The organism is Sphingobacterium sp. MYb388 (assembly GCF_037479535.1).
GTDB lineage: Bacteria > Bacteroidota > Bacteroidia > Sphingobacteriales > Sphingobacteriaceae > Sphingobacterium > Sphingobacterium anhuiense.
The window spans coordinates 273,521-293,628 of sequence record NZ_JBBGYV010000001.1 but is presented as its reverse complement, the minus strand read 5'-3'; the positions used below and the strand labels follow the sequence as shown (position 1 = coordinate 293,628).

Sequence of the window (20,108 nt, the reverse complement as noted above, 5' to 3'; positions counted from 1 at the left end):
TTCCATCTTAACCGGCCTTAGAGCTTTTATCTCCAGTAAGGACTTCTTGCAGTTTGTTTTCCAGCAAAGCAGTATATTTCTTTTGTACTGCTATATATTCATTTTTCCAATATTCTGCGTCAGACTTTTCAGACGTTTCCTCAGTAGTTAATTTTTTATCAATCGATGTTGAAGTTTTTTCCGCTTTAAGCATCGAACCCTCTCCGGTAAAAAACCATTCAGCTCGAATATCATCACACTTTGTGAATAGAGTTTCGTAGTTAAACGTATTTCTACTATACCAATTCGCTAGTGAATTAGGCTTTATACCCAAAAACCGGGCAAATTCAGCATCATTTTTAAAGCCATAATGTAATTTTATCTCATTAAGTATTAATGACTTATCTTTAATCATTCCCATATTGTGTTCATTAATTTGGAATTGTTCCCAATTCGTGTATATATTTGTATTAACAAACGGTTTAACAAACAATAGTACGAAAACAATTTAAAAAACAGTAAGAAAATGGCTAATAACAAGAGAATAAAAGTAGCTGGAAATGAACTTCAGTTCTTCAGAGAAAATGCGCCAAATATGTTTGCAGCTCTCATTGTAGATCATTTGAAAGATCAAGGATATAAAGTTGACCGGACAAAAGTTAATCACGACTTATACACGATTCGACTTGATTATGATGAACGCATAATAACAGCAGCACGCACAGTGCTCAAAAACCTTAAAGGACTTGAATATTCCGAGTGAATCAATAATACCCGATAGAAACGTAAATATCCCCAGTTCTTTATACGGGGTCTTCATCGCTTAGGGATAGAGCGATGATAATTTGTAACACTGTAATCAAATTGAAATCATGAACGAAATAATAATTTATATAGCTGGGCCAGTCAGTGGCCAACCTGATTTGAATCGCTCAGCATTCTATCAGGCACAAGAGCAGCTCAATGCCCTGGGCTTTGAGATCCGGAATCCACACGATTTCTGTGCAGATATTAAAAGCGAAGATCCTGCGGATCCTAAATACTATCGCCGAGGTTTTCAGGTGCTTGCTGAATGCTCTGATCTGCTACTGCTCGACGGGTGGCAATACTCTGCAGGTGCTCAGGTGGAGCGCGAAGCTGCAGTACTATTCAAAATGGGAATCTTCGATTCAGTCGAAGATCTAGTTCGTAAATATTCAAATCTATAAAACTATGACAACATTAATTATAGCTTCCCTTACGCTTAATGTGTGCCTTTTAGCTACTGCAATAGTGCTATACAAAAAATTGATTAAAACCGTCAACACCCGTGAAAATCAGTTGATAGAAGTAAATAAACATATCAATCGGATGTTGACGTTCTATGAACCCCGTAAACGAACAATAGAGGGACGTATAGCTTTGGGAGTACAAGATATCGGGCCAAGATATTTAGCTGATTTACGCAAAAGTTCAGGACTGAGCACACCCCTTATCGAATATGTGATTAAACAAGTCACAAGGCAAATAGTACTAGGAATTGAAATGGAACTGAATTACAATCCTCAGTATATTAAGATAACTAGTAAAGTTGAAAATGATGACGTGTTGGTTGACTTCAGTTTTCCATTCATCCTATATCCTGGTCGCGAGAATATGATCGATCAATTTTCACAAGTAGTAAAAAATGCCCCGGATCATTTCACAAAGCCCCCAATCATCAATAAACACTTTTAATCATGACCAACCTAAAAATACAGCAGCTCTCTACGGAGATAATAGCAGAACAAGAAAAACAGATCCAACACTTACAGATGATCATCTTAATCACGATCATCATTTGTGGCCTGTTTGTACTAGCACTTTGCATTTTGATTTTGAAACGTATGGAAACTAAATCTGGGCAACAAAAGCGCATTCCTCCTCCTCCAAGAAGATCACACAATTGGGAGATAAGAATAAATGAAAATTAACAACACTATTAAAAACAAAACATGGCATTCGACATAGATCAAATATTTCAGGAGACAAATGGAGGACTTGATATCATACGTTGGTATGTAAAAGATATCGATGATTTTGTAGGGACGAATAAACATTTTCGGATGCGTGAAGCTGATAAGTCTGAATCGTGCGCAATTAAAAAAACACCTGAGCATCGATATATCGTTACGGATTTTGGAGGTGGAGGTAGTGCCAAACCACGTAATGCAATTGCACTTGTGCAGCATGAAGAAAATTGCACCTATGGCGAAGCATTGAAAATAATCGTAACAAGACATAACTTATCATTTGGGCAGGAAGTTCAATCTCTTTACACCGCAAAATTCCGTAAAGAAGATGCTAATCCGGATGAAAAAGAAGGTCTTTGGGAATTTGGACACTTAGAAGAGTGGCCAGACTCGTGGATCGATATTTTATTTTCCAGATATGCAATTGCTGATGTAGAATACAAGCACAAACATATCAAAGAAGAAGGCCGTAAAAAAGCGGTCTATGATTCATTGAAATTATTATTGACTAATCAAAATTGGCATCCTTTATCATCCTACAGCATAGTTAAAGAGCGTAAGAAGACAATTGTTGAGTCTCAGGATCATTATCCTATCGTTTCAATAGAAGAAGAATCGACAATTAATGGAAAGAAAACGAAGTGGAAAAAAATATATCAACCAAAAAATAAAGACAAGAAATTTCGCTTTATGTACTATAATGGAGGCGATCGATACTTCCTACATGGGCTTGTACAGTTGCGTGCTAAAGTCGAAAAACTTCGTGATCAAAAACAGAAAGAAGCTAAATCAAATGATGATACATCATTCCAACGGGAAAAGATTAAGTTAGAAAATGTTTTCTTCAGTACTGGTGGCTCCGATGCGATCAACAAAGCAGCCATCGGTTTCGAGTGTGTGTATGGTGCGTCTGAATATTTCAAATTGTCGTCGTCTGTATTGAAGGAATTACGTTCGTTAGCGCATAATATATGTACATGTCCTGATTTGGACTATACCGGACAACGCGAGAACCTTGCTTTATGTTTTACTTCTACTTCTACCAATTACTTAGACATAAAGACGGTCGACCTCCCCGTAGAATTGCAGTACAAGACCGATCAATACTTACGGAAGTGCAAAGATGTTAGAGATTATTTAAATTATTTCAATGCATCATCGTTTCGGAACTTGGTTAAGATGGCTAAACCTATGCGCTTTTGGGATTCTCATCAAGCGTTAGATCGTGACGGAAATGCACGATTCAAATTCGGACGTCCAGTATATGAATACAAGATAAGTATCGAGCGCATGTTGAATTTCCTAATAAAGAATGGTTTTGGACGCTATGAAACGATGCCAGACTTTATAGAATATATTCATGTTAAAGGCTCTGTAGTTAGCATCGTAAAGCCTGAGCAAATCAAATCATACGTTATCAACTTCCTGCGTCAATGGTATATGGAAGAAGGTTTAATTGATACAGTTCATAAATCACCGATTTTGAGTGATACACATTTTACTCAATTGCCCGAATTGGAATTAGATTTTCGTGACGCATGGTTTAACACCCAGCTGATGTATTTCCCTAAAAAAACAATAAAAATTGATGATAAGGGAATTACTGAAGTAAAGAATGAAGGTAGTGGATGTTACGTTTGGGAATCACAGATTATACAAAAGCCATTTAGCAGATTATTGGATCCAATGTTTAATGTTTTAGAACAAGATGGACGCTTCAAGTTAACTATGCTTAATAACGACTGTATATTCAATCGTTTCTTGATTCAAACATCCCGTGTTCATTGGAGAAAAGAGTTAGAGGATAATCTGGACGATCTCTCTTCAGAAGAAATCGAAAAATACAAATCGGAAAATCGATTCAATATCTCGGGACCGAATCTGACTGACGAAGAACGCTATGAACAAGAGTTACACCTGATGTCCAAGTATTACGCACTTGGATATTTAGTACATCGATATAAAGATCCAAGTCGATCATGGTCTGTTGTAGCAATGGATGATACGCCGAATGAAGATGGTTTACCTCAAGGTGGTACTGGTAAATCTATTTTCTTTGAAGCAATCAAACAGGTTCGTGAACAAGTGTTTTTAAATGGAAAAAAAGATAAGCTATTTGATGATTCACACGTGCTTGAGCAAATCACTCGAAAAACAGACAGCTTATACATTGATGATGCCGCTCAGGGTTTTGACTTCGAACAGCTGTTTTCTTTAGTCACTGGAGACATGACCGTCAATCCTAAAGGAAAAACACGCGTTTCGTTGGATAAATCTGAATCTCCAAAAATATCGATATCAACTAACTATACCCCCGGCAAAATGTCAGGTTCATTGTTGCGTAGAATTCTATTTCTTGGTATGTCAAATTATTTCCACAACAATAAACTGGGAGAATTTAGGGAAGAACGTACCCCTGTTTCTGATTTAGGTAAATCGCTTTTTTCGGCTTTTGATGATAACGATTGGAATAATTTTCTAAATCTTTTGATCCAATGCTCACATCTATATTTATCTACTTCGCAAATAGAAGCACCCATGAAAAATATCATGGAACGAAATATCCTAGCGGATATTGGATTAACATTTTTAGAATGGGCAGAAAATTATTTTAACAACGACATGGGTACAATTGATATTGTGATACCTGTCAAAATCGCATTAGAAGACTTCAAAAATTCTGCTAATATGAACAAGTATAGTGCACAATTATTCAATTCAAAATTAAGGTTATTCGCACAATTTAAAGGCTGGAGATACAATCCAAAAGACTTATTAGGAAAATCAAAAAGATTCTCGAGAAGATTTCCTGCCTATGAGCTTGATCACAAATTAAAAACGTGGAGCAAAAGTATTGACACAGTAGCACAGGACTATTTTTATTTCCAAACTGAAAAAGAAACAGGTGGATGGAATGAAGTCAATGGCGCTAAAGTCTACGATCCCACATTTAAAACAATCCCTGCAGATGGATTTCCGACACCGGTACCAGGAACAGAAAAACCAAATTTTACATAACTAAATCATGAAAAAACAAGAACAAGATTACATCGCATTATTGGTTAAAGCAGTAAAAACAAATCCGCCACGTAAGTATAAAGATGGATTTGAGATCAGATCGTCAGATCCCGATCGATTGCGAAATGAGGTGCAGCACCACATCAAAGTTAACCAATGGCCTATCGAAATATTTGATGTAAACGCTCAACTGAGATCTGTTTCAGTGAGGCTTAAGAAAGTAAATCATGAAGCCGACCTCGACATATAAACCGACTTGGTACCTAGGACTGATCTTCGTTGATTCCGATCAACGAAGTTTCGAAGTCGTAAAAACGATATTCGGGGATATCAGTCAACCGATGAGTTACTGCATAGATCTCGATAATGATTGGTCGATAGAATCAGAACCAGGTGATCATCTTCAGACAGCAGTTGGATTTCGAGAATTAAACGTCGAGCAATCAAAATTAATAATTCAACAAATAGAAAAAATGGACCTGTACGAACGTACAGGTCATCTTAAAAAAATTTAAAAGGAATATACTATGAAAAAATTAAGCTCTGAAGAAATTGTCGACAAATTACGCGAAGAAGATGGTCGATTTTCTGATATCATGATTGATATCGAAACTTTAGATACTAAACCTACAGCTGCTATTTTAAGCATTGCAGCCGTAGCCTTCAATTTGGAAACAGGTAAAATATCAGAAAACACATTTTATCATCAACTTGATTACGTTCGTCAAATCGAAGATAATAGAACGACATCTATTCAAACCACATTATGGTGGGGTGCGCAGTCTGAAGAAATTCAGGAAGAAAACTTTAATGGCGAAAAATATTTGTATCAGTCAGTATTGGAATTAAATGAATATTTCCAAAAGGAATGCTTTACAGATCGCCGAGTCTGGGCAAACTCGCCAGCATTTGATTTAGTTATTTTAAAGAATGCCTATGAAGAGGCTGTTGTTCCCTGGCATCATTCAAATGAAAGGGATGTTAGGACTTATTGTGACTCTAATAACCTAGGTCTAGGTCCGTTAATTCTTTTACCAAATACACATCACCCTTTAGAAGATTGCTTTGCTCAGATCAGAGATGTATGTGCGATTTACACTTTGCTACACGATCGATCAAAAAACGAGGATATCCAATGAAACAAAAACCAACTACTGGACAATTGAAGTATTGGAGTAAAAAAGTCCGGAACGCAGGCTTTGTCCTGGATACAAACAAAAGAGAACTCGACGTGACCCCGTTTACACAATTCAAAGATATCCCAGTTGGCCCACGGTATTACGTCGGCCAACTGATCAGAGCAGGGTATAATGTTCAATTAAAGATTAAGTAAAACTTACATTATGAATATATCTCACATTGCACAATTAAAAGGAAAGTTTATTCTTTATAAAAACCGGATACATCATGTGCAAGATGTTTATCTGTCCGGATCAGTTCATGTCCTTACGACAGATATCGACCGCCTGAATGTTTTAAAATATGATGTTGAAGACTTTCTAAAATCGATATTGGTTTCAAATCTAAAAAGTGAATTAGCAGACTTCGAACGCGAAGATACATCTGCAGATAAAATTGCGATAGTTGATAATGTCGAATCTAAAATATCTGCAGAGATTATTCCTTCAGAAGTAGAACGGCAAACATCAAATGAGCAGATCGCATTGGTCGATAATCAGGAAGATGAAGGAATGACAATACTTCCGGCAACAGGTTTTCATAAAGCACCTTTTGAAACAACACTTCAAAAACATGGCAGTGAAATGTCAAATATCCTGATGGACACCATGCGAAAGCTAAAAGCTGGTGTAATTAAAAAGGAACATGTTGACGGTATTTGTGCCGTTGCTCGAGAGATGTCTAATCAGATCAAAGATGAAATCAATTTAATAAAGACCTTAAAACATTAGATATGAAATCTGTTTTCCCAATCCCAGAAGAAGTAAAAGCTTACTGGCTCAATAACTGGCAAGATCTCTCTTATAAGGATCTTGGTGCAAAATTTAATTATGATGGTGCTGTTGTAAATCGATTTTTAAAAAGCAGTGGTATTATCAGATCTAAAGAACTGTCGGTTTCTTTACGAACTCAGAAGATTAAAGGTCGCACCAGCGCAACACCTGAAATGGATGAAGTGATAAAAGCCAGATATCTAACGGTTCCGGTTAAAACACTTGCAAAGCAACTAGGTGTTGGCGGAACTTTAATAAATAGTCGATTAAAAGCCTTAGGATTAGTGATTCCAAAAGTAATAATTGAACAGCGGAAAAAAGATTCTCAGATTAAAAGGGGTAACACACCACCAAACAAAGGTAAAAAGCTTGAAGACTTCATGAGTCCGGAAACTATTGAAAAGTTTAAGAAAAACACATACAGGAAAGGGAACATACCCCACAACGCCTACAATGAGATCGGTAAAATAGTTACCCGACAGAAGACGGATGGAACTGAGCGGTACAAATACATATGTCTTGAGCTAGGAAAGTGGCAGCTGTATCAACATTATGTTTGGGAAAAGAACAAAGGTCCGATACCCATCGGAAATTTGATTCGATTTATTGATGGCGATTCGATGAACTGTGATATTAACAATCTGGAATGTGTAACAAAGTTTGAAAACCTGCAACGGAATAACATTTCAGATCGTGCTATTGCAACACGTTTCGCTCTCACAGGAAGAGGAAATGTAAATGAGGATCTTAGAGATGAGATCTTAGGAAATTACCCGGACCTAATTGAATTACGCAGAAAAGAAATTCTGCTTCGCAGAGAATTAATTAATCAAAGTAAGATATGAAAACACTAGAGCAATTTGAAAACCAGCCAGAAGAAACTGCAGTAGATCTTGACGACTTTTTAGGAATCAAGCCTATTGAAATAGATGAACAATTATATTATCACATCGTTTGTGCATACACTGCTGCTCACTGCAGTTATGAAATGGGAAAACAACACCATGTAGAGCAAGGTGGTGATGCTGAAAATTCAATAAAAAATTTGTACAAAGATGAGATTTATACATATTCAACAGTAGCTTCATACCCAGACAATACATACTGGTACCTGGGCATACTGCCCGACTTACAAAGAGATGGGTTTTAAATAAATACATAGCAATTGATAGTTAATAAAAAAGAGTAGGCAAAACCCTACTCTTTTTTTTATTTTAGCCGTATGGCCACACTGACATTCATATATAAGGATCGTAAGATCACCTGCCCCCTGACGATCAAAGAAAAACATATGGCCAGTCCAGATTATATATTGACAGGCAAAAACGGCTATTCCATATATTACTTCAGGAAAGTTGACAACGTCTGGGTTCTAGCATATGGCACTATGCCGGACGATATGCGTGACGCTATAATTCTAGCATTGTCAGATCGCTTTGATCAAAATCAATAAAACCAACTCATCCCCATTTCCCATAGAACTCAAATGCGATCGCGAAGCGTCGCAAAACTCGTTGCTGGCATCTTTTGCCAGCAACACCATATTCATTGGCCCAGCGCTCTGCCCAGCCTTTCCCTTTTATCCCTTACTCTCCTTTAACCTTTAAATCTTTGTAACTTTGTAACAAAGGATAATTCTATAAGATATTGAGCTGAAAATAAAGGAGTTTAACTGTTACAATTAATTGTAACTTTTGAAAAGTTTTTTAAAAAAAATTGTAACAGTAATAACTGTTACAAACTGTTACAAACTGAAAAAGTAAGCTGTTACAAATAACATGAAATCTAACAGGTTTATTATCAATTAAATAACATTTGTTACAACTGTTACAAAAAAAACACCACCTTCCCAGCTCCCAGCCATTCAGCAAGTCTTAGACCAACGTGCTCGCAGTACCGCAATCAGCTATGTAAGACTATAATTATTTAGCCCACCATATTCCGATTCGAGCGGAAGACGCTGTTTTCAAAAATTGAAAATTTTAGCGGAATTATCTGTTCAAATTAAACACCATAAACTATCATATTATCAGAACATTAACTTCCGATTCGAGCGGAAAAATGAGTACCTTTGAATAAACCATTTCCGAAGTATTTATGAATGTTTTTTGTCACATTAAGAAAGATGTCCTACGCGACTACCTGCATTTTCTCTTTGCGTTCGAAAATGAGTCATTTTCAGTATTCAGAGATACCAAAGTTGGTAAGTTCATTTGTTCGATGGTCCGCTATTCGGATTACCCAGTTGAGCAAAAAGTAATCGATTCTAAAGTAGTGTATTTTAAGCTCCCTAAAACCAGTGCAATGCCTGGATTATTCAGACAGTTCTGCTATATCACCCCAGATGATCAGCAGAAAATAGAAGATTATCTGAGTGCTACCTTTGAAAACGATTGGATCCAGTTTTATTATAACGGTATTGCCATGGGGATCCAACAAAAGGAAGTGATCCAAACTTTCATCCTAACGCGTAAGCTTGTATCCAAGATCGGAGACCCTGAGCAACTAAAGAAGCGACAGTATAGATCAGAAACGAAACAGATCAATAAACTTTATGAACGATTCTCAAGACGTATTCGTCTGCAAAATGCTGCCATTCAAAAAACTATTCAAGAATATCAATCTGTGCTATAATGAAAATAATCGAATCTATCCAATATGCACCTGCTGATCAGATTGTCAGTTGGTTTCAAAAAAAAGATACTGTTCAGGTACAACCTTATCTACCGTGGATCTTATTTCCTATATATGTCGCATCTGGGGATATGACTACATCTGACAAAAACGATAAGGCCGGAAATCTTTACACCGTCAATATTTCTGCTCGACTCACGGAAGAAGTTAATATTAAAGAACTGGTCATTATTAAGGTGAACCTTTGCGATGGCAGCTCGCTGATCATAGGGGCCCCCGATATCCCTGTCGACCTAAATCAAAGCAGTACATTGTACCTTTCGACACTCTCAATTTCCTATACCGGAATAAATCCACCATTAAAATATACAGTATAAAAGGAGTTTAAAAACCCCTTTTATACTTTCATAGCACCCCGGAAAACGTCCTTTCCTGACTTGCCCACCTTCAACACCTTTGCATCAAACAAATTTGTATGCAAAGGATTATCACCGCCAATTGGCAATATCATTTACTATCCACCATCTGCAAGGGCCATTTTATGATCGCACCTGACATGATCAATGGTCTGATGATGCAAGCAAAAGGCATCGTCGGTTCATCGGCATTATTTGCAGATAACATTCAAAAATTAGAATCAATTGATATCCGTGCATTTTCTGCTGGATCTGATGAAGAAGTGCAAGTCGATATCGATACGGAAGAAAAACGTGTTATCGTACTACCTGTTAAAGGCATGATGCTGAAGTACGGCACGATGTGCTCATACGGTATGGATGAAATCGCCTATTATATGAAATATTTTGCAGCAAAAGATAATGTTGCAGGTATTGTTCTAGATATGGATACCGGCGGTGGCGCTTGCAGTGCCGTACCTCCTTTGCTAGAAGCTATCAAATTTGTGCGTTCACAAAATAAACCGATCGTTTCCCACGTCGATTCTGCCTATTCAGCAGGCTATTGGACTGCTGCTGCTACCGATCGAATTTTTCTTAATAACGATATCACTTCAGGTACCGGATCTATAGGTGTCATGATCTCTTACTTAGATCCAGTTCCATACTACGAAAAAGAAGGTGCTAAGCACCACGAAGTATATGCCGACGGATCTGAAGATAAAAACAAACCTTTCCAAGAATTTTTAAAAGGTGAATATGACCTGATCAGGAAAGAAATGCTCAATCCATTAAAAGAGAAATTCCATGCTGGAGTAAAAGCAGGTCGACAAAATTTGCAACCAGATTCGGCAGGCGTACTGACGGGATCAACATTCGATGCTGAGCAATCAATCAAATTAGGTCTAGCTGATCAGATCGGCCCACTCTCAACCGCAATCCAATATGTCCAAGCACAGGCTTGGGCCAAACAATAAAATTTTTATCAACCTAAACCCAATTTCATAATGAAATTTTCACAAATCAAAACCTTTGCATTAGCTGCTTTGGGCATCAAGTCACTAGATGCAACAGCATTAACAGCTGAGCAAAAAGAGACTTTAACAGGTGCATACGGTGAACCATTCACAACAAAATTCGAAGCAGCCTTATCTGAATCGGATCCCGAAACGAAATCAACCGAATTGCATGCTGCTATGAAAGCTTTTTTTGCTCCACAAGCAGAACAGGCGACTGCTGATATCACGGCTCAGCTTGAAGCTCTACAGGCAGAGAACACCAGATTAAATGCAGAAAGTGCCACTAACCGACAAACAATTGCGACATTGTTAGAAACGCCAGAAGATCTTCCTGCTTCTGAAGGAACACAAGAGCCCGGAAAACCGAAAGGAAATAAAACCTTTAAGATTGCAGCAAATGCATCACACTACGTCGCTGCTTTATCGTTGGTTGGAGCAGCAACGATGCAACCAGCTGCAGGTACTACCATGGATGTGTCTGCTGTACGTCAAGAGTTTGGAACTTACTTAAGTTCTGACGGTAACAATACTGAAATTATCAAGCAATTGTTTGGTGGTTTTACGTCAGCTCAATATTTCAAATCTGTTCCTGCAGTAACGGAATACCGTGCCATCCAATCACAGATCAATTCGGTAGTGCAACAGTTCACTAATAAATGGACGCCAAAAGGTCAAACGAAATTTACGCCTTTACTGATTATCAATCGCAGGCATAAAATTAACGTGCCTATTGTGCCTTCTGAGGTTTTAGATTCTTATCTATTCAAGTTGTATGAAGAGAGTTTGACACCTTCTCAAATGCCTATCACCAAATATATTTGGGAAGAATTGATTTACCCACAGATTCTAGAAGACATTGAGTACAGAATGATCTTCAAAGGAAAGTATGTGGAAAATTTGGATCCTAATCAACCTACTGATCCTGAAGAATCAATGGACGGCTTGGAAACAATCTTAGTCGAACAAAAAGCATTGGGTGCAGCAGCTAAAGTAAATTTCACAGATTTAACAATAAACTGGAATACAGCAGACGATGCTGCTGTGATGGCGTTTTTCGAAGGGTTTGTCGATAAATTAAAACCACTGTACAAAAACAAGGTAATGAATTTGTACTGCGCTCCTGAGATTTTGACAAAGTATGAACGTGCTTATAAGAAAATTTGGGGAACAAATTCTGGTCAATCTGGTAATTTTGGCACTCGTAAAATAGACTTTTCTAATGTAACTGTTGTCGCATTAGATGGTATGACAGGATCACCAATCGTATTCTCAACTGTGGATAATAACATGGTTAAGCTACGCCATAAGAATGAAGCGCCTAATGTCATCAATCAGGTATTTGAACAACCATATGAAGTTCAATTGATAGGCGAATTCTGGTTAGCAGTTGGCTTCAGAATCGCTGAAGCAGTATTCGCGTACGTTCCAAACGGATATGATCCACAAGCTAGTTTAAAACCTTCAAATCAATTCCCTGACGGAACAACTCCTGCTGTAGACGCAGGTTCTGGTTCTGGAGCAGGTGGTATTTAATCAACCTAAAAACCAAACTAGGGGCTTCGGCCCCTTATTCACAAAATTTAAAACTCTTTTATACATAAAAATATGGCAGTTAAAGTATCACTCCGCAAATCTTCAGGAGCACCAAAGCCAAAATCTGGAGTAATTCAGCTCGTACATTATGATGATATTGAAACATTTCCGGCTCGTACGGATAAAGATATTGTCGTAACTGGGGATATCAAATTAAAAGTTGGGGCGAAAGCCATAGCAATAGAAGTGACAGCTTCAACCATTGACATCTCTAATCCGCCTGAAGGTGATCCGGACGGTGAAGGTGTAAAACAAACTATCGTTTTTGAACACCCGGGTGTAAATGTGGACACCGAATTATTTTTTCAAAATTATTTAGGAGAACCATTCCTGGTCTTAGCAGATGAATGTTCAGGAGATGGATCTCGCGTTGTGGGATGGAGCTGTAATCCCGTTTACTTATCTCCAGCCGGACAGGATAATAGTACTGGAGCAAAAACTGTTGTGACATTTGCGCAACGACTTCACTCTCGTAAACGGGTAGGCTTCTACAAAGGAGCAGCTATTCCAAACGAAGAATGGAACGATGCTTCGGGTTCTGCAGGATCTGCAGGCGGAGGCGTATAATCAACCGAATAATTAAATAAGTGCCGAACCTCAAAGATTCGGCACTTTCAATAAATAAATTATGAATTTATCAGAAAAAGAATCAGCTGTATTACAAGAAGTACAAAGTGCTAATGTCGAGGCATCAAGTATTGCTAATAGAACAGAATTATCGATTGCATCAGTTCATGCTGTTATCAACTCATTAGTCAAAAAAGAGTTATTGGTAAAACTAGAAGATAAAACCTTGAGATTAGGCGCAAAATTCGGAGAATATATTGAGTCGTTAACGCAATCTAAGGCAGACCAAGGCGATGCTGATCCTGCTGGATCTGACAAACCTCCAGTAATTATTGCAATTACTGAAAATGGATCATCAGATAATGCCGAGAATAAATCGGAAAATAAAGGTATTGCAATCGTAATTCCTTATTTAAGATCTGAAGCTGCAGGTGATGAATTGCGATACGCTTTGCGCTCCTGGACAGATCATTTCGCAAACAAGCATCATGTTATCGTAGTCGGTGATCGTGAAGATTGGTTTTCACCGGAAATCAACCATATCCCGATGGATCCTGTTTTAATTTTAGAGGACTGCAATTGCGCAGCACCTGCTGAGATTCGCAACCCTCAGGCAGATGTCACGCACAAGATCTTGGCATTAATTGCTGCAGGTGAAATCGAAGGTGACTTTATCTTGAGTAATGATGATATCTTCTTAGCCGGACATACAACCTTAGCGGATATCCAATCGCTAAAAGCATTCGGTGATCTTGAGGATCACGGAAAAGGTGCATCGCTTTATTGTAAAAATGCGCTTTTAACCAAACGAGCGTTGGAAGCTGAAAATAAAGCAACTAAATCATACGGAACACATACACCAATGTTACTGAATGCGGAAGTTTTAGCTGAAGTAATCGAAAAGTATGGCGCTACTGAAAAAGGCTTGCTATTGACATCATTGTATTTTAATGATCAATTTCCTAATGCTCGTCCGATCCAAATCACCGGTGCGATTAATGATCCGATCCTGGCATCATTATATCGTGACAACGCTGAGTTAGCCTTGGTCAAAAAAGTATTTGCCGAACGTAAGTTTGTCAATTGCAACGCTAAAGGCTGGATATCAATCGAGCCTGTTGTTAAATCGATATTTGCTAATCCCTCCAGATATGAGAAAGATTAAGTTCATTGTCATTCATTGTACCGCTGGACCATTGAAGCAAACCACAAAAGCAATTCAAAAATATTGGCGCGGGCTTGGTTGGAAGACAGATGGATATCATAGATTGATCGGGGAAGATAAAACAGAACAATTAGTATCATTTGAAAATCCTTCCAATGGCGTAAAAGGTTTTAATAGTAAGATTATAAACATCTGTTATAAAGGTGGAGACAGTAAAGGCACTGATACCCGTACAGACTTTCAGAAAGATGAATTATTAGACAGTATCAATAAGGCTTTGAAATGGTGCGAAGAACATCACACACCTGAAGAACTTGCCGCTATCCGAATATTGGGCCATCGTGATTTTTCTAAAGATCTCAATCGTGATGGTAAAATTTCAAAAAACGAATGGGAAAAAACATGCCCTTGCTTCGATGCAGAAATTGAATATGAATGGATTGCCGGTACTGAAGCTTTAAAACATATCGGTGAATCAATAAAAAAATAACATGCTTTCATCTCTTATTCATAATTGGTTATTAGGCGGAGCCGACCCCACGGTCGGCTTACGTCTTTTTATGGATTACACGGATCCTAAACCTGCTATCGCAAAGATGGTATCGAAACATCCGGAACGACATCTGCAGATCATAAAAGTAGCACTATACGCAAAAGCTGGAATGCCGTATGATTTCCATATTCCTCAATCGGTACAAGTAAAAAATGAACCGACTAATCTTCAGTCGCACCAGGTTAATAAAGCACAACAGTATCAGCTCCGTACCCAGTGGCCCTTCCTTGCTGATCATGATTGCCCTCCAGAACTCAAGCTGTTGATATCCGACAAGATTACTGCTTATCGAAATTGCATTCAGGCCTACGACTCCCTGAGCGACTGCAGTGATCATAAAGAAATGTTGAGTAAGTTAAGTACCCTGGTTAACAACTTTATAGACAACCATAAGATATACAAAGAACTGAAGCATTATAAAGCCAACAAAAAAGTATTGGGTGAGCATAAAATATTTGGACAGTTTCAGCGAATAAAGGAATTACGAAATCTAAAAAGCATAGATCTCTTTAAGAAGAAAAAGAATATCGAGCATGCGATCTGGAGGAATACCTCCCAGATCAAAAAAGATAAGCGATCGGATCTGCTCCAACAACGTGAAGAAAAATTAAAAGGACTTCAGATGCAATTGGCGGAAGTCAACAGGTTATTGGAATAATTTGTTATATTTAACTGAAATATGGTCCACATTAAATTACCACAAAATATATCAACAAAATTTGCTGATTTTGAATATTTAATAGATGTTCAAAATTATTTAAAAAAAAATCATAGTGAGCAAATTGTTTTTGACTTTAGCTCTGTAAAATTTATAGAAGCAAATATTTGCGCATTTTTAGGAGCCCTTAATGAAGATTTAACATCTAGAAACAATACAATAAGATATATAAACGTTAATCCCTTAATAGAAGATCTTTTAAAAAGAAACAATTATTTCTCAAATAATGAGATTGGAAAATCATCTCTACGTTCTGACACTATTGTAAACTACAATCGGTTTGGAAATAAAGATGAAAACAGATTTATATCATATATCGAGAATGATTTGTTAGGAAAAAAATATTTTCCAAAACATAGCAAAGATTTAGATGTATTAATACTTAGATGTATATTCGAGCTATTTGATAATGCTAGATTACATGGAAATTGTAAATTTATCCACACTTGCGGTCAAATGTTTCCAAATAAATCAAGCAAACCTTTGAATTTTTCGATTGTAAATTTAGGTAAGACTATTAAACAAAAGGTTTCTCATTTTTTAGGTGAAAATATATCGGGTTCTCAAGCTATTAAATGGGCGCTAATAAAGGGTAACACAACAAAAGTCGGGGATTTATCTGGTGGTCTTGGTTTTGATGTTTTAGTCAGTTTTATGTTAGTTAATAATGGATGTATACAAATTATATCTGGAAAAGGATATTATGAATTTACTGCCATGGGAATCATTGAAAAAGAGCTTAATACGGGATTTAATGGTACAATAATAAATTTAGTATTCAATATGGAAGATAAGTCGTACTATTCTTTAGATGACTCAGTAGTAACAGTAACAAATTTATTTTAAAAATCATGGATGTTAAATTAAAAATAAAAGACATTATTCAATCACACAAAGCAGTGTCTAGTGATAATGGAGATAAGGTATTTCGTCTAATTAAAAAAAATTTAGATACTAAAAATTATTTAGTTTTAGATTTCGACGAAATTGAACTTATTATAACAGCATTTTTAAATGCAGCAATTGGTCAACTTTATTCAAATAACTTGTATGAATCTTCTTTTTTAAATGAACATATTAAGTTTGATAATATTAAACAAAGAGATGTTAAACTATTTAAAGATGTAGTAGAAACTGCAAAAATTTATTTTGCAAATAAAGCAAGTTTTGAAAAACATTCAGATAATACTATTTATGGGAAAAATTAGACCTGAAAATTATCCAGTTACAAGAGCTACAGAATTTTTCTTTGATACAAATATTTGGATTTTAATCTTTGCTCCAAATGGAGATTTCCAAAAAGGAGATCAGCAAAAATATTCGAAGCTTTTCGAAAATATATTAGAGAAAGATGCCCCTATTTATATAAATTCTATTATAATATCGGAATTTGCAAACGCCCTATTAAGGAGAGATTATAATATTTGGAAAGATGATCAGAAAAAAATATTTAATTTAAAGGTCGATTTTAAAAAAGATTATTTTGGTACTTCAGATTACTTAAATAGTTACAGTATAGTAAAATCAAGTTTAGATAGTATTTTTTCTATAAGTTCGGTAATAAAATTAAGTGACAATTTTTCTACAACTGATATGGCACATATCACTGGCAATTGTCCTAAATTAGATTTTAATGATAGTTATATATCTCATTTGGTCAATACAAGAAAATTCAATTTTGTGTCAAATGACACAGATTTCCATACAAATCTAATTCATGGGGATTTTATAACAACTAGATAATTCTAGTCCTTTCCATGCCGCTAACTTAGCGGCATTTTTGTTTTATGGCCGGAAACAAACCCATAAAACACCCCACATTACCATTCGACGATGAAGACTGGGATAAACTTGAGACATTATCAGCTCTAGGATATTCGAATGAAAAGATCGCGACCTATTTTGGTATTGATAAAATCATCTTCAAACAAATTGCTGCAGATAAAAATTCTATGCTTGCTGAACGCCTCGAGGCAGGAAAGCTCAAGCAAGATATGGATGAACGGTTAGCCCTTTATCATGTTGCCAGTACGGGTGATGTTCCGGCGCAAAAGCAGATCCACGAAATAAAACGATCAAGAGCTTTCAAAATATCAAAGATGGATATTTTTGGGACCTTCGAACATCAGCGGATCTTAGAACGCCTGAACGATTATATCCAAGCTGGAAAAGCAATCAAAGATATTTCCGTCGAAGAGCAGTTGTACATCGATTCCTTGATTTTCATTCGCGATATGGATTCGATTTACGGTCGCCGGGCAACTGTGGACTTCTTTGTCAAAAACTTTAACCTGAAGCATCAACGCGCATCAGAAATGTACGACGAGGCAGTCAATCTGTTTTATGCTGATCGAAATATCAATAAAAAAGCCTTACGTCATAAATTTGCCGATCGTTTGGAAATGGCCTCCAATGTAGTCATGTCAAATGCGGAGACATCTAAAGATTGGGAAGTTTTTGGAAACTTGACCAAACAAGCTTCTGTATTGCTGGAATTAGACAAGCCTGACGTCAATAAGTTGCCTAAAGAACTTTACATGCCGTCTGTGAGGGTATTTAGCTTAAATACGGAATTAGTAGGCCTACCAAATATCAACCGGAATGAATTAGCAGCAGAAATTGATTCCCTAGATCAACCTGAATCTGTGAAATCAAGTTTACGTCAAGATGCGATGATCGAACCGATCAACTTATCATCAAAGTTTGATGTCATCGAAGAAGAATATAAAAAATAGACATGGCTTGGAGACCGAAAATTAAAAAGACAGTCGATACTGCAGTAGCATTTATGAACTGGCTGGCGCAGATGGCCCTCATGGTTCTGCCCAAATATTTATACCTGGTACTTGGTCGTGGATCTGCAAAAACTACGGATATCCTCGTTGAACGATTAATAGCAATTGCGGAGGATATGCCCGGGGCCCCGGTGGTATGGGTGTCGGATACCTATTCCAATTTACAGAAAAACGTATTACCCTCCGTTCTGGAAGGCTTAGAAAGAAAAGGGTATAAAGAAGGAATACATTATGTAATCGGAAAAGCACCACCTGTGTTTTCTGAAGCAGAGAAAGAGGATCTACCTGCAGCACTTAAGGAACATTTTTGGAAGCCATATAACAAGATCGTTTCGTACAAGCACACAATGATCTGGTATACCGGGTTGAATGTCACCTTTGGTTCATTGGATCGTCCTGCTTCATTAGCCGGTAGATCATATGTACATGCTTTTGGTGATGAGGTTAAATACTTTCCGGAACATAAGATTGCCAACTTACTGAAGTCTGTTCGTGGCTACATGGTGAAGTATGGTAAATCTGTTTTTTATCGTGGTCATACCTTCACAACGGATATGCCAAACCCTGCGAATATTGGTGAACATGACTGGATTCTGAAACAGGTTAATAAAATGCGAAAATCAGGTATCCTACGCATATTAAAGACTGCTTTTGTATTGAATGAGGCAATTCAAGAAAGAGTCTATTATCAGCAAAGGAATGATCTGGAAGAAACCGCTAAAAAATTACGCACTGAAGAACGTTGGAAAGAACGTTGGCGAGTTGCACGATCACTGAAAGATGGTCATACTTTATTTTTCATTGCATCGTCCCTGGTCAATATTGATATATTATCGAATGAGTGGTTTACCGATGCCGTTGAGTCCGATCTGGGAGACGTCGACACCGCGATATTGTCACTAAAACCGAGTCTAGATTCGGGAGATCGCTTTTATCCGAATATCACGGAAGTCAATTTTTATAAAGATGGACTTGATCCACGTTGGCACGATCGCTTTGGTATAAAGGATACTGCAGACTGTCGTGAATTGTTGTACCTGAATAAAAAGAAGATCATTGAAATAGGGCTGGATTTCGGTAACATGATGTCGATGTGTATTGGGCAACCAAAGCCTAACAATGAATATCGGGTATTGAAATTCATGTACACGCTTTCACCGAAGCATATCACCCATTTGGCCAACGAATTCAAAGAATACTTTGCCCCTCAAGAAGAAAAAACAATTCATTGCTATTACGATCGTGCCGGTAATAATCAAGCTGCAGCAGGTGTCGATCAAGCTACGCAGTTTAAAAATGCAATTGAATACAATACAGATGATCAGGGTAATAAAAAACGCTCCGGCTGGAAAGTGGTATTGATGTCCAAAAACCAAGGCACAATCTATCAGAAAGAAGAGTATGTATTTATGCAGACTTTATTTGCTGGTAACGAACGTCGATTACCTAAAGTGCTGATTGATATGTATCAGTGTAAAGAACTTAAAGCTTCACTGGAACTCGCGCGAACGAAAATTAAACCAACGAAATCAGGTGGTAAGATGATCACGAAAAATAAGACCTCGGAATCGCTACCCATTCATCGACTTCCTCTCGAATCGACAAACCCTTCAGATAGTTTTAAATATATGCTGATGCGACGTGAATGGAGGAACTTGGTTAAGTCCCGATCGACTCGAATTGAGGATACAACTCCTGTATAATTGCTATATTTATTTCAGTAAATATC

Annotated in this window: 27 protein-coding genes; 26 read left to right on the top strand and 1 reads right to left on the bottom strand. The window is 37.2% G+C overall.

All coding sequences use genetic code 11. From position 1 onward, the window contains the following. Positions 1-7: 7 nt before the first annotated feature. The gene (locus WH188_RS01360; protein ID WP_339423120.1) at positions 8-400 is read right to left on the bottom strand and encodes a helix-turn-helix domain-containing protein; all 393 of its coding nucleotides are present in this window, start codon (positions 398-400) and stop codon (positions 8-10) included. 105 nt (positions 401-505) lie between these two features. Between WH188_RS01360 and WH188_RS01355 the strand changes: the two genes are divergently transcribed. From WH188_RS01355 to WH188_RS01230, 26 genes are all read left to right on the top strand, one after another. Beyond that, on the top strand, positions 506-742 hold the full coding sequence (locus tag WH188_RS01355) for a hypothetical protein (protein ID WP_339423119.1): 237 nt from the start codon (positions 506-508) through the stop codon (positions 740-742). Positions 743-851: 109 nt separating this feature from the next. Then, the gene (locus WH188_RS01350; RefSeq protein ID WP_339423118.1) at positions 852-1,187 is read left to right on the top strand and encodes a DUF4406 domain-containing protein; all 336 of its coding nucleotides are present in this window, start codon (positions 852-854) and stop codon (positions 1,185-1,187) included. Positions 1,188-1,191: 4 nt separating this feature from the next. After that, positions 1,192-1,695, top strand: a complete 504-nt coding sequence (locus WH188_RS01345) for a hypothetical protein (RefSeq protein WP_339423117.1) — start codon at positions 1,192-1,194, stop codon at positions 1,693-1,695. A 2-nt stretch (positions 1,696-1,697) separates the two neighbouring features. Continuing rightward, positions 1,698-1,931 carry a hypothetical protein gene (locus WH188_RS01340; protein WP_339423116.1) on the top strand — a complete coding sequence of 78 codons (234 nt, stop codon included), beginning with the start codon at positions 1,698-1,700 and terminating at the stop codon, positions 1,929-1,931. Between the two features lie 21 nt (positions 1,932-1,952). After that, positions 1,953-4,988, top strand: coding sequence for a hypothetical protein (locus WH188_RS01335; protein ID WP_339423115.1), 3,036 nt, complete (start codon positions 1,953-1,955; stop codon positions 4,986-4,988). Positions 4,989-4,995: 7 nt separating this feature from the next. Beyond that, the gene (locus WH188_RS01330; protein ID WP_339423114.1) at positions 4,996-5,238 is read left to right on the top strand and encodes a hypothetical protein; all 243 of its coding nucleotides are present in this window, start codon (positions 4,996-4,998) and stop codon (positions 5,236-5,238) included. Continuing rightward, on the top strand, positions 5,216-5,503 hold the full coding sequence (locus tag WH188_RS01325; protein WP_339423113.1) for a hypothetical protein: 288 nt from the start codon (positions 5,216-5,218) through the stop codon (positions 5,501-5,503). Before WH188_RS01330 ends, WH188_RS01325 begins: the two co-directional genes overlap by 23 nt. Before the next feature lie 12 nt (positions 5,504-5,515). Then, positions 5,516-6,127, top strand: coding sequence for a 3'-5' exonuclease (locus tag WH188_RS01320; protein WP_339423112.1), 612 nt, complete (start codon positions 5,516-5,518; stop codon positions 6,125-6,127). Then, positions 6,124-6,321 carry a hypothetical protein gene (locus tag WH188_RS01315; protein WP_339423111.1) on the top strand — a complete coding sequence of 66 codons (198 nt, stop codon included), beginning with the start codon at positions 6,124-6,126 and terminating at the stop codon, positions 6,319-6,321. Before WH188_RS01320 ends, WH188_RS01315 begins: the two co-directional genes overlap by 4 nt. A 10-nt stretch (positions 6,322-6,331) precedes the next feature. Then, positions 6,332-6,898, top strand: a complete 567-nt coding sequence (locus tag WH188_RS01310) for a hypothetical protein (protein WP_339423110.1) — start codon at positions 6,332-6,334, stop codon at positions 6,896-6,898. A gap of 2 nt (positions 6,899-6,900) precedes the next feature. Further along, positions 6,901-7,785 (top strand): HNH endonuclease signature motif containing protein, encoded by an 885-nt coding sequence (locus WH188_RS01305; protein WP_339423109.1) that lies wholly within the window; start codon positions 6,901-6,903, stop codon positions 7,783-7,785. Continuing rightward, positions 7,782-8,090 (top strand): hypothetical protein, encoded by a 309-nt coding sequence (locus WH188_RS01300; RefSeq protein WP_339423108.1) that lies wholly within the window; start codon positions 7,782-7,784, stop codon positions 8,088-8,090. The genes WH188_RS01305 and WH188_RS01300 overlap by 4 nt, the downstream gene beginning before the upstream one ends. Before the next feature lie 72 nt (positions 8,091-8,162). Further along, the gene (locus WH188_RS01295; protein ID WP_339423107.1) at positions 8,163-8,393 is read left to right on the top strand and encodes a hypothetical protein; all 231 of its coding nucleotides are present in this window, start codon (positions 8,163-8,165) and stop codon (positions 8,391-8,393) included. 644 nt (positions 8,394-9,037) lie between these two features. After that, entirely contained in the window at positions 9,038-9,574 is a 537-nt protein-coding gene (locus tag WH188_RS01290; protein WP_339423106.1) for a hypothetical protein, read from the top strand. Next, positions 9,574-9,951 carry a hypothetical protein gene (locus WH188_RS01285; protein ID WP_339423105.1) on the top strand — a complete coding sequence of 126 codons (378 nt, stop codon included), beginning with the start codon at positions 9,574-9,576 and terminating at the stop codon, positions 9,949-9,951. The genes WH188_RS01290 and WH188_RS01285 overlap by 1 nt, the downstream gene beginning before the upstream one ends. Before the next feature lie 98 nt (positions 9,952-10,049). Then, a complete protein-coding gene (locus tag WH188_RS01280; protein ID WP_339423104.1) occupies positions 10,050-10,946 on the top strand; it encodes a S49 family peptidase in 897 nt (298 codons plus the stop codon). 30 nt (positions 10,947-10,976) lie between these two features. Beyond that, the gene (locus WH188_RS01275) at positions 10,977-12,521 is read left to right on the top strand and encodes a hypothetical protein (protein WP_339423103.1); all 1,545 of its coding nucleotides are present in this window, start codon (positions 10,977-10,979) and stop codon (positions 12,519-12,521) included. Positions 12,522-12,593: 72 nt separating this feature from the next. Continuing rightward, entirely contained in the window at positions 12,594-13,148 is a 555-nt protein-coding gene (locus WH188_RS01270) for a hypothetical protein (RefSeq protein WP_339423102.1), read from the top strand. 61 nt (positions 13,149-13,209) lie between these two features. After that, positions 13,210-14,313, top strand: a complete 1,104-nt coding sequence (locus tag WH188_RS01265; RefSeq protein WP_339423101.1) for a hypothetical protein — start codon at positions 13,210-13,212, stop codon at positions 14,311-14,313. Further along, on the top strand, positions 14,300-14,803 hold the full coding sequence (locus tag WH188_RS01260) for a peptidoglycan recognition protein family protein (protein WP_339423100.1): 504 nt from the start codon (positions 14,300-14,302) through the stop codon (positions 14,801-14,803). Before WH188_RS01265 ends, WH188_RS01260 begins: the two co-directional genes overlap by 14 nt. A gap of 1 nt (position 14,804) precedes the next feature. Beyond that, positions 14,805-15,524 (top strand): hypothetical protein, encoded by a 720-nt coding sequence (locus tag WH188_RS01255; protein WP_339423099.1) that lies wholly within the window; start codon positions 14,805-14,807, stop codon positions 15,522-15,524. A gap of 21 nt (positions 15,525-15,545) precedes the next feature. Next, positions 15,546-16,430 carry a hypothetical protein gene (locus tag WH188_RS01250; protein WP_339423098.1) on the top strand — a complete coding sequence of 295 codons (885 nt, stop codon included), beginning with the start codon at positions 15,546-15,548 and terminating at the stop codon, positions 16,428-16,430. Positions 16,431-16,435: 5 nt separating this feature from the next. Next, positions 16,436-16,792 carry an STAS-like domain-containing protein gene (locus WH188_RS01245; RefSeq protein WP_339423097.1) on the top strand — a complete coding sequence of 119 codons (357 nt, stop codon included), beginning with the start codon at positions 16,436-16,438 and terminating at the stop codon, positions 16,790-16,792. Then, positions 16,779-17,327 (top strand): hypothetical protein, encoded by a 549-nt coding sequence (locus tag WH188_RS01240; protein ID WP_339423096.1) that lies wholly within the window; start codon positions 16,779-16,781, stop codon positions 17,325-17,327. Before WH188_RS01245 ends, WH188_RS01240 begins: the two co-directional genes overlap by 14 nt. A 44-nt stretch (positions 17,328-17,371) precedes the next feature. After that, complete coding sequence (locus WH188_RS01235) at positions 17,372-18,319, top strand: hypothetical protein (RefSeq protein ID WP_339423095.1); 948 nt, start codon at positions 17,372-17,374, stop codon at positions 18,317-18,319. A gap of 2 nt (positions 18,320-18,321) precedes the next feature. After that, positions 18,322-20,082, top strand: coding sequence for a hypothetical protein (locus tag WH188_RS01230; RefSeq protein WP_339423094.1), 1,761 nt, complete (start codon positions 18,322-18,324; stop codon positions 20,080-20,082). The last annotated feature ends 26 nt before the right edge of the window (positions 20,083-20,108 follow it).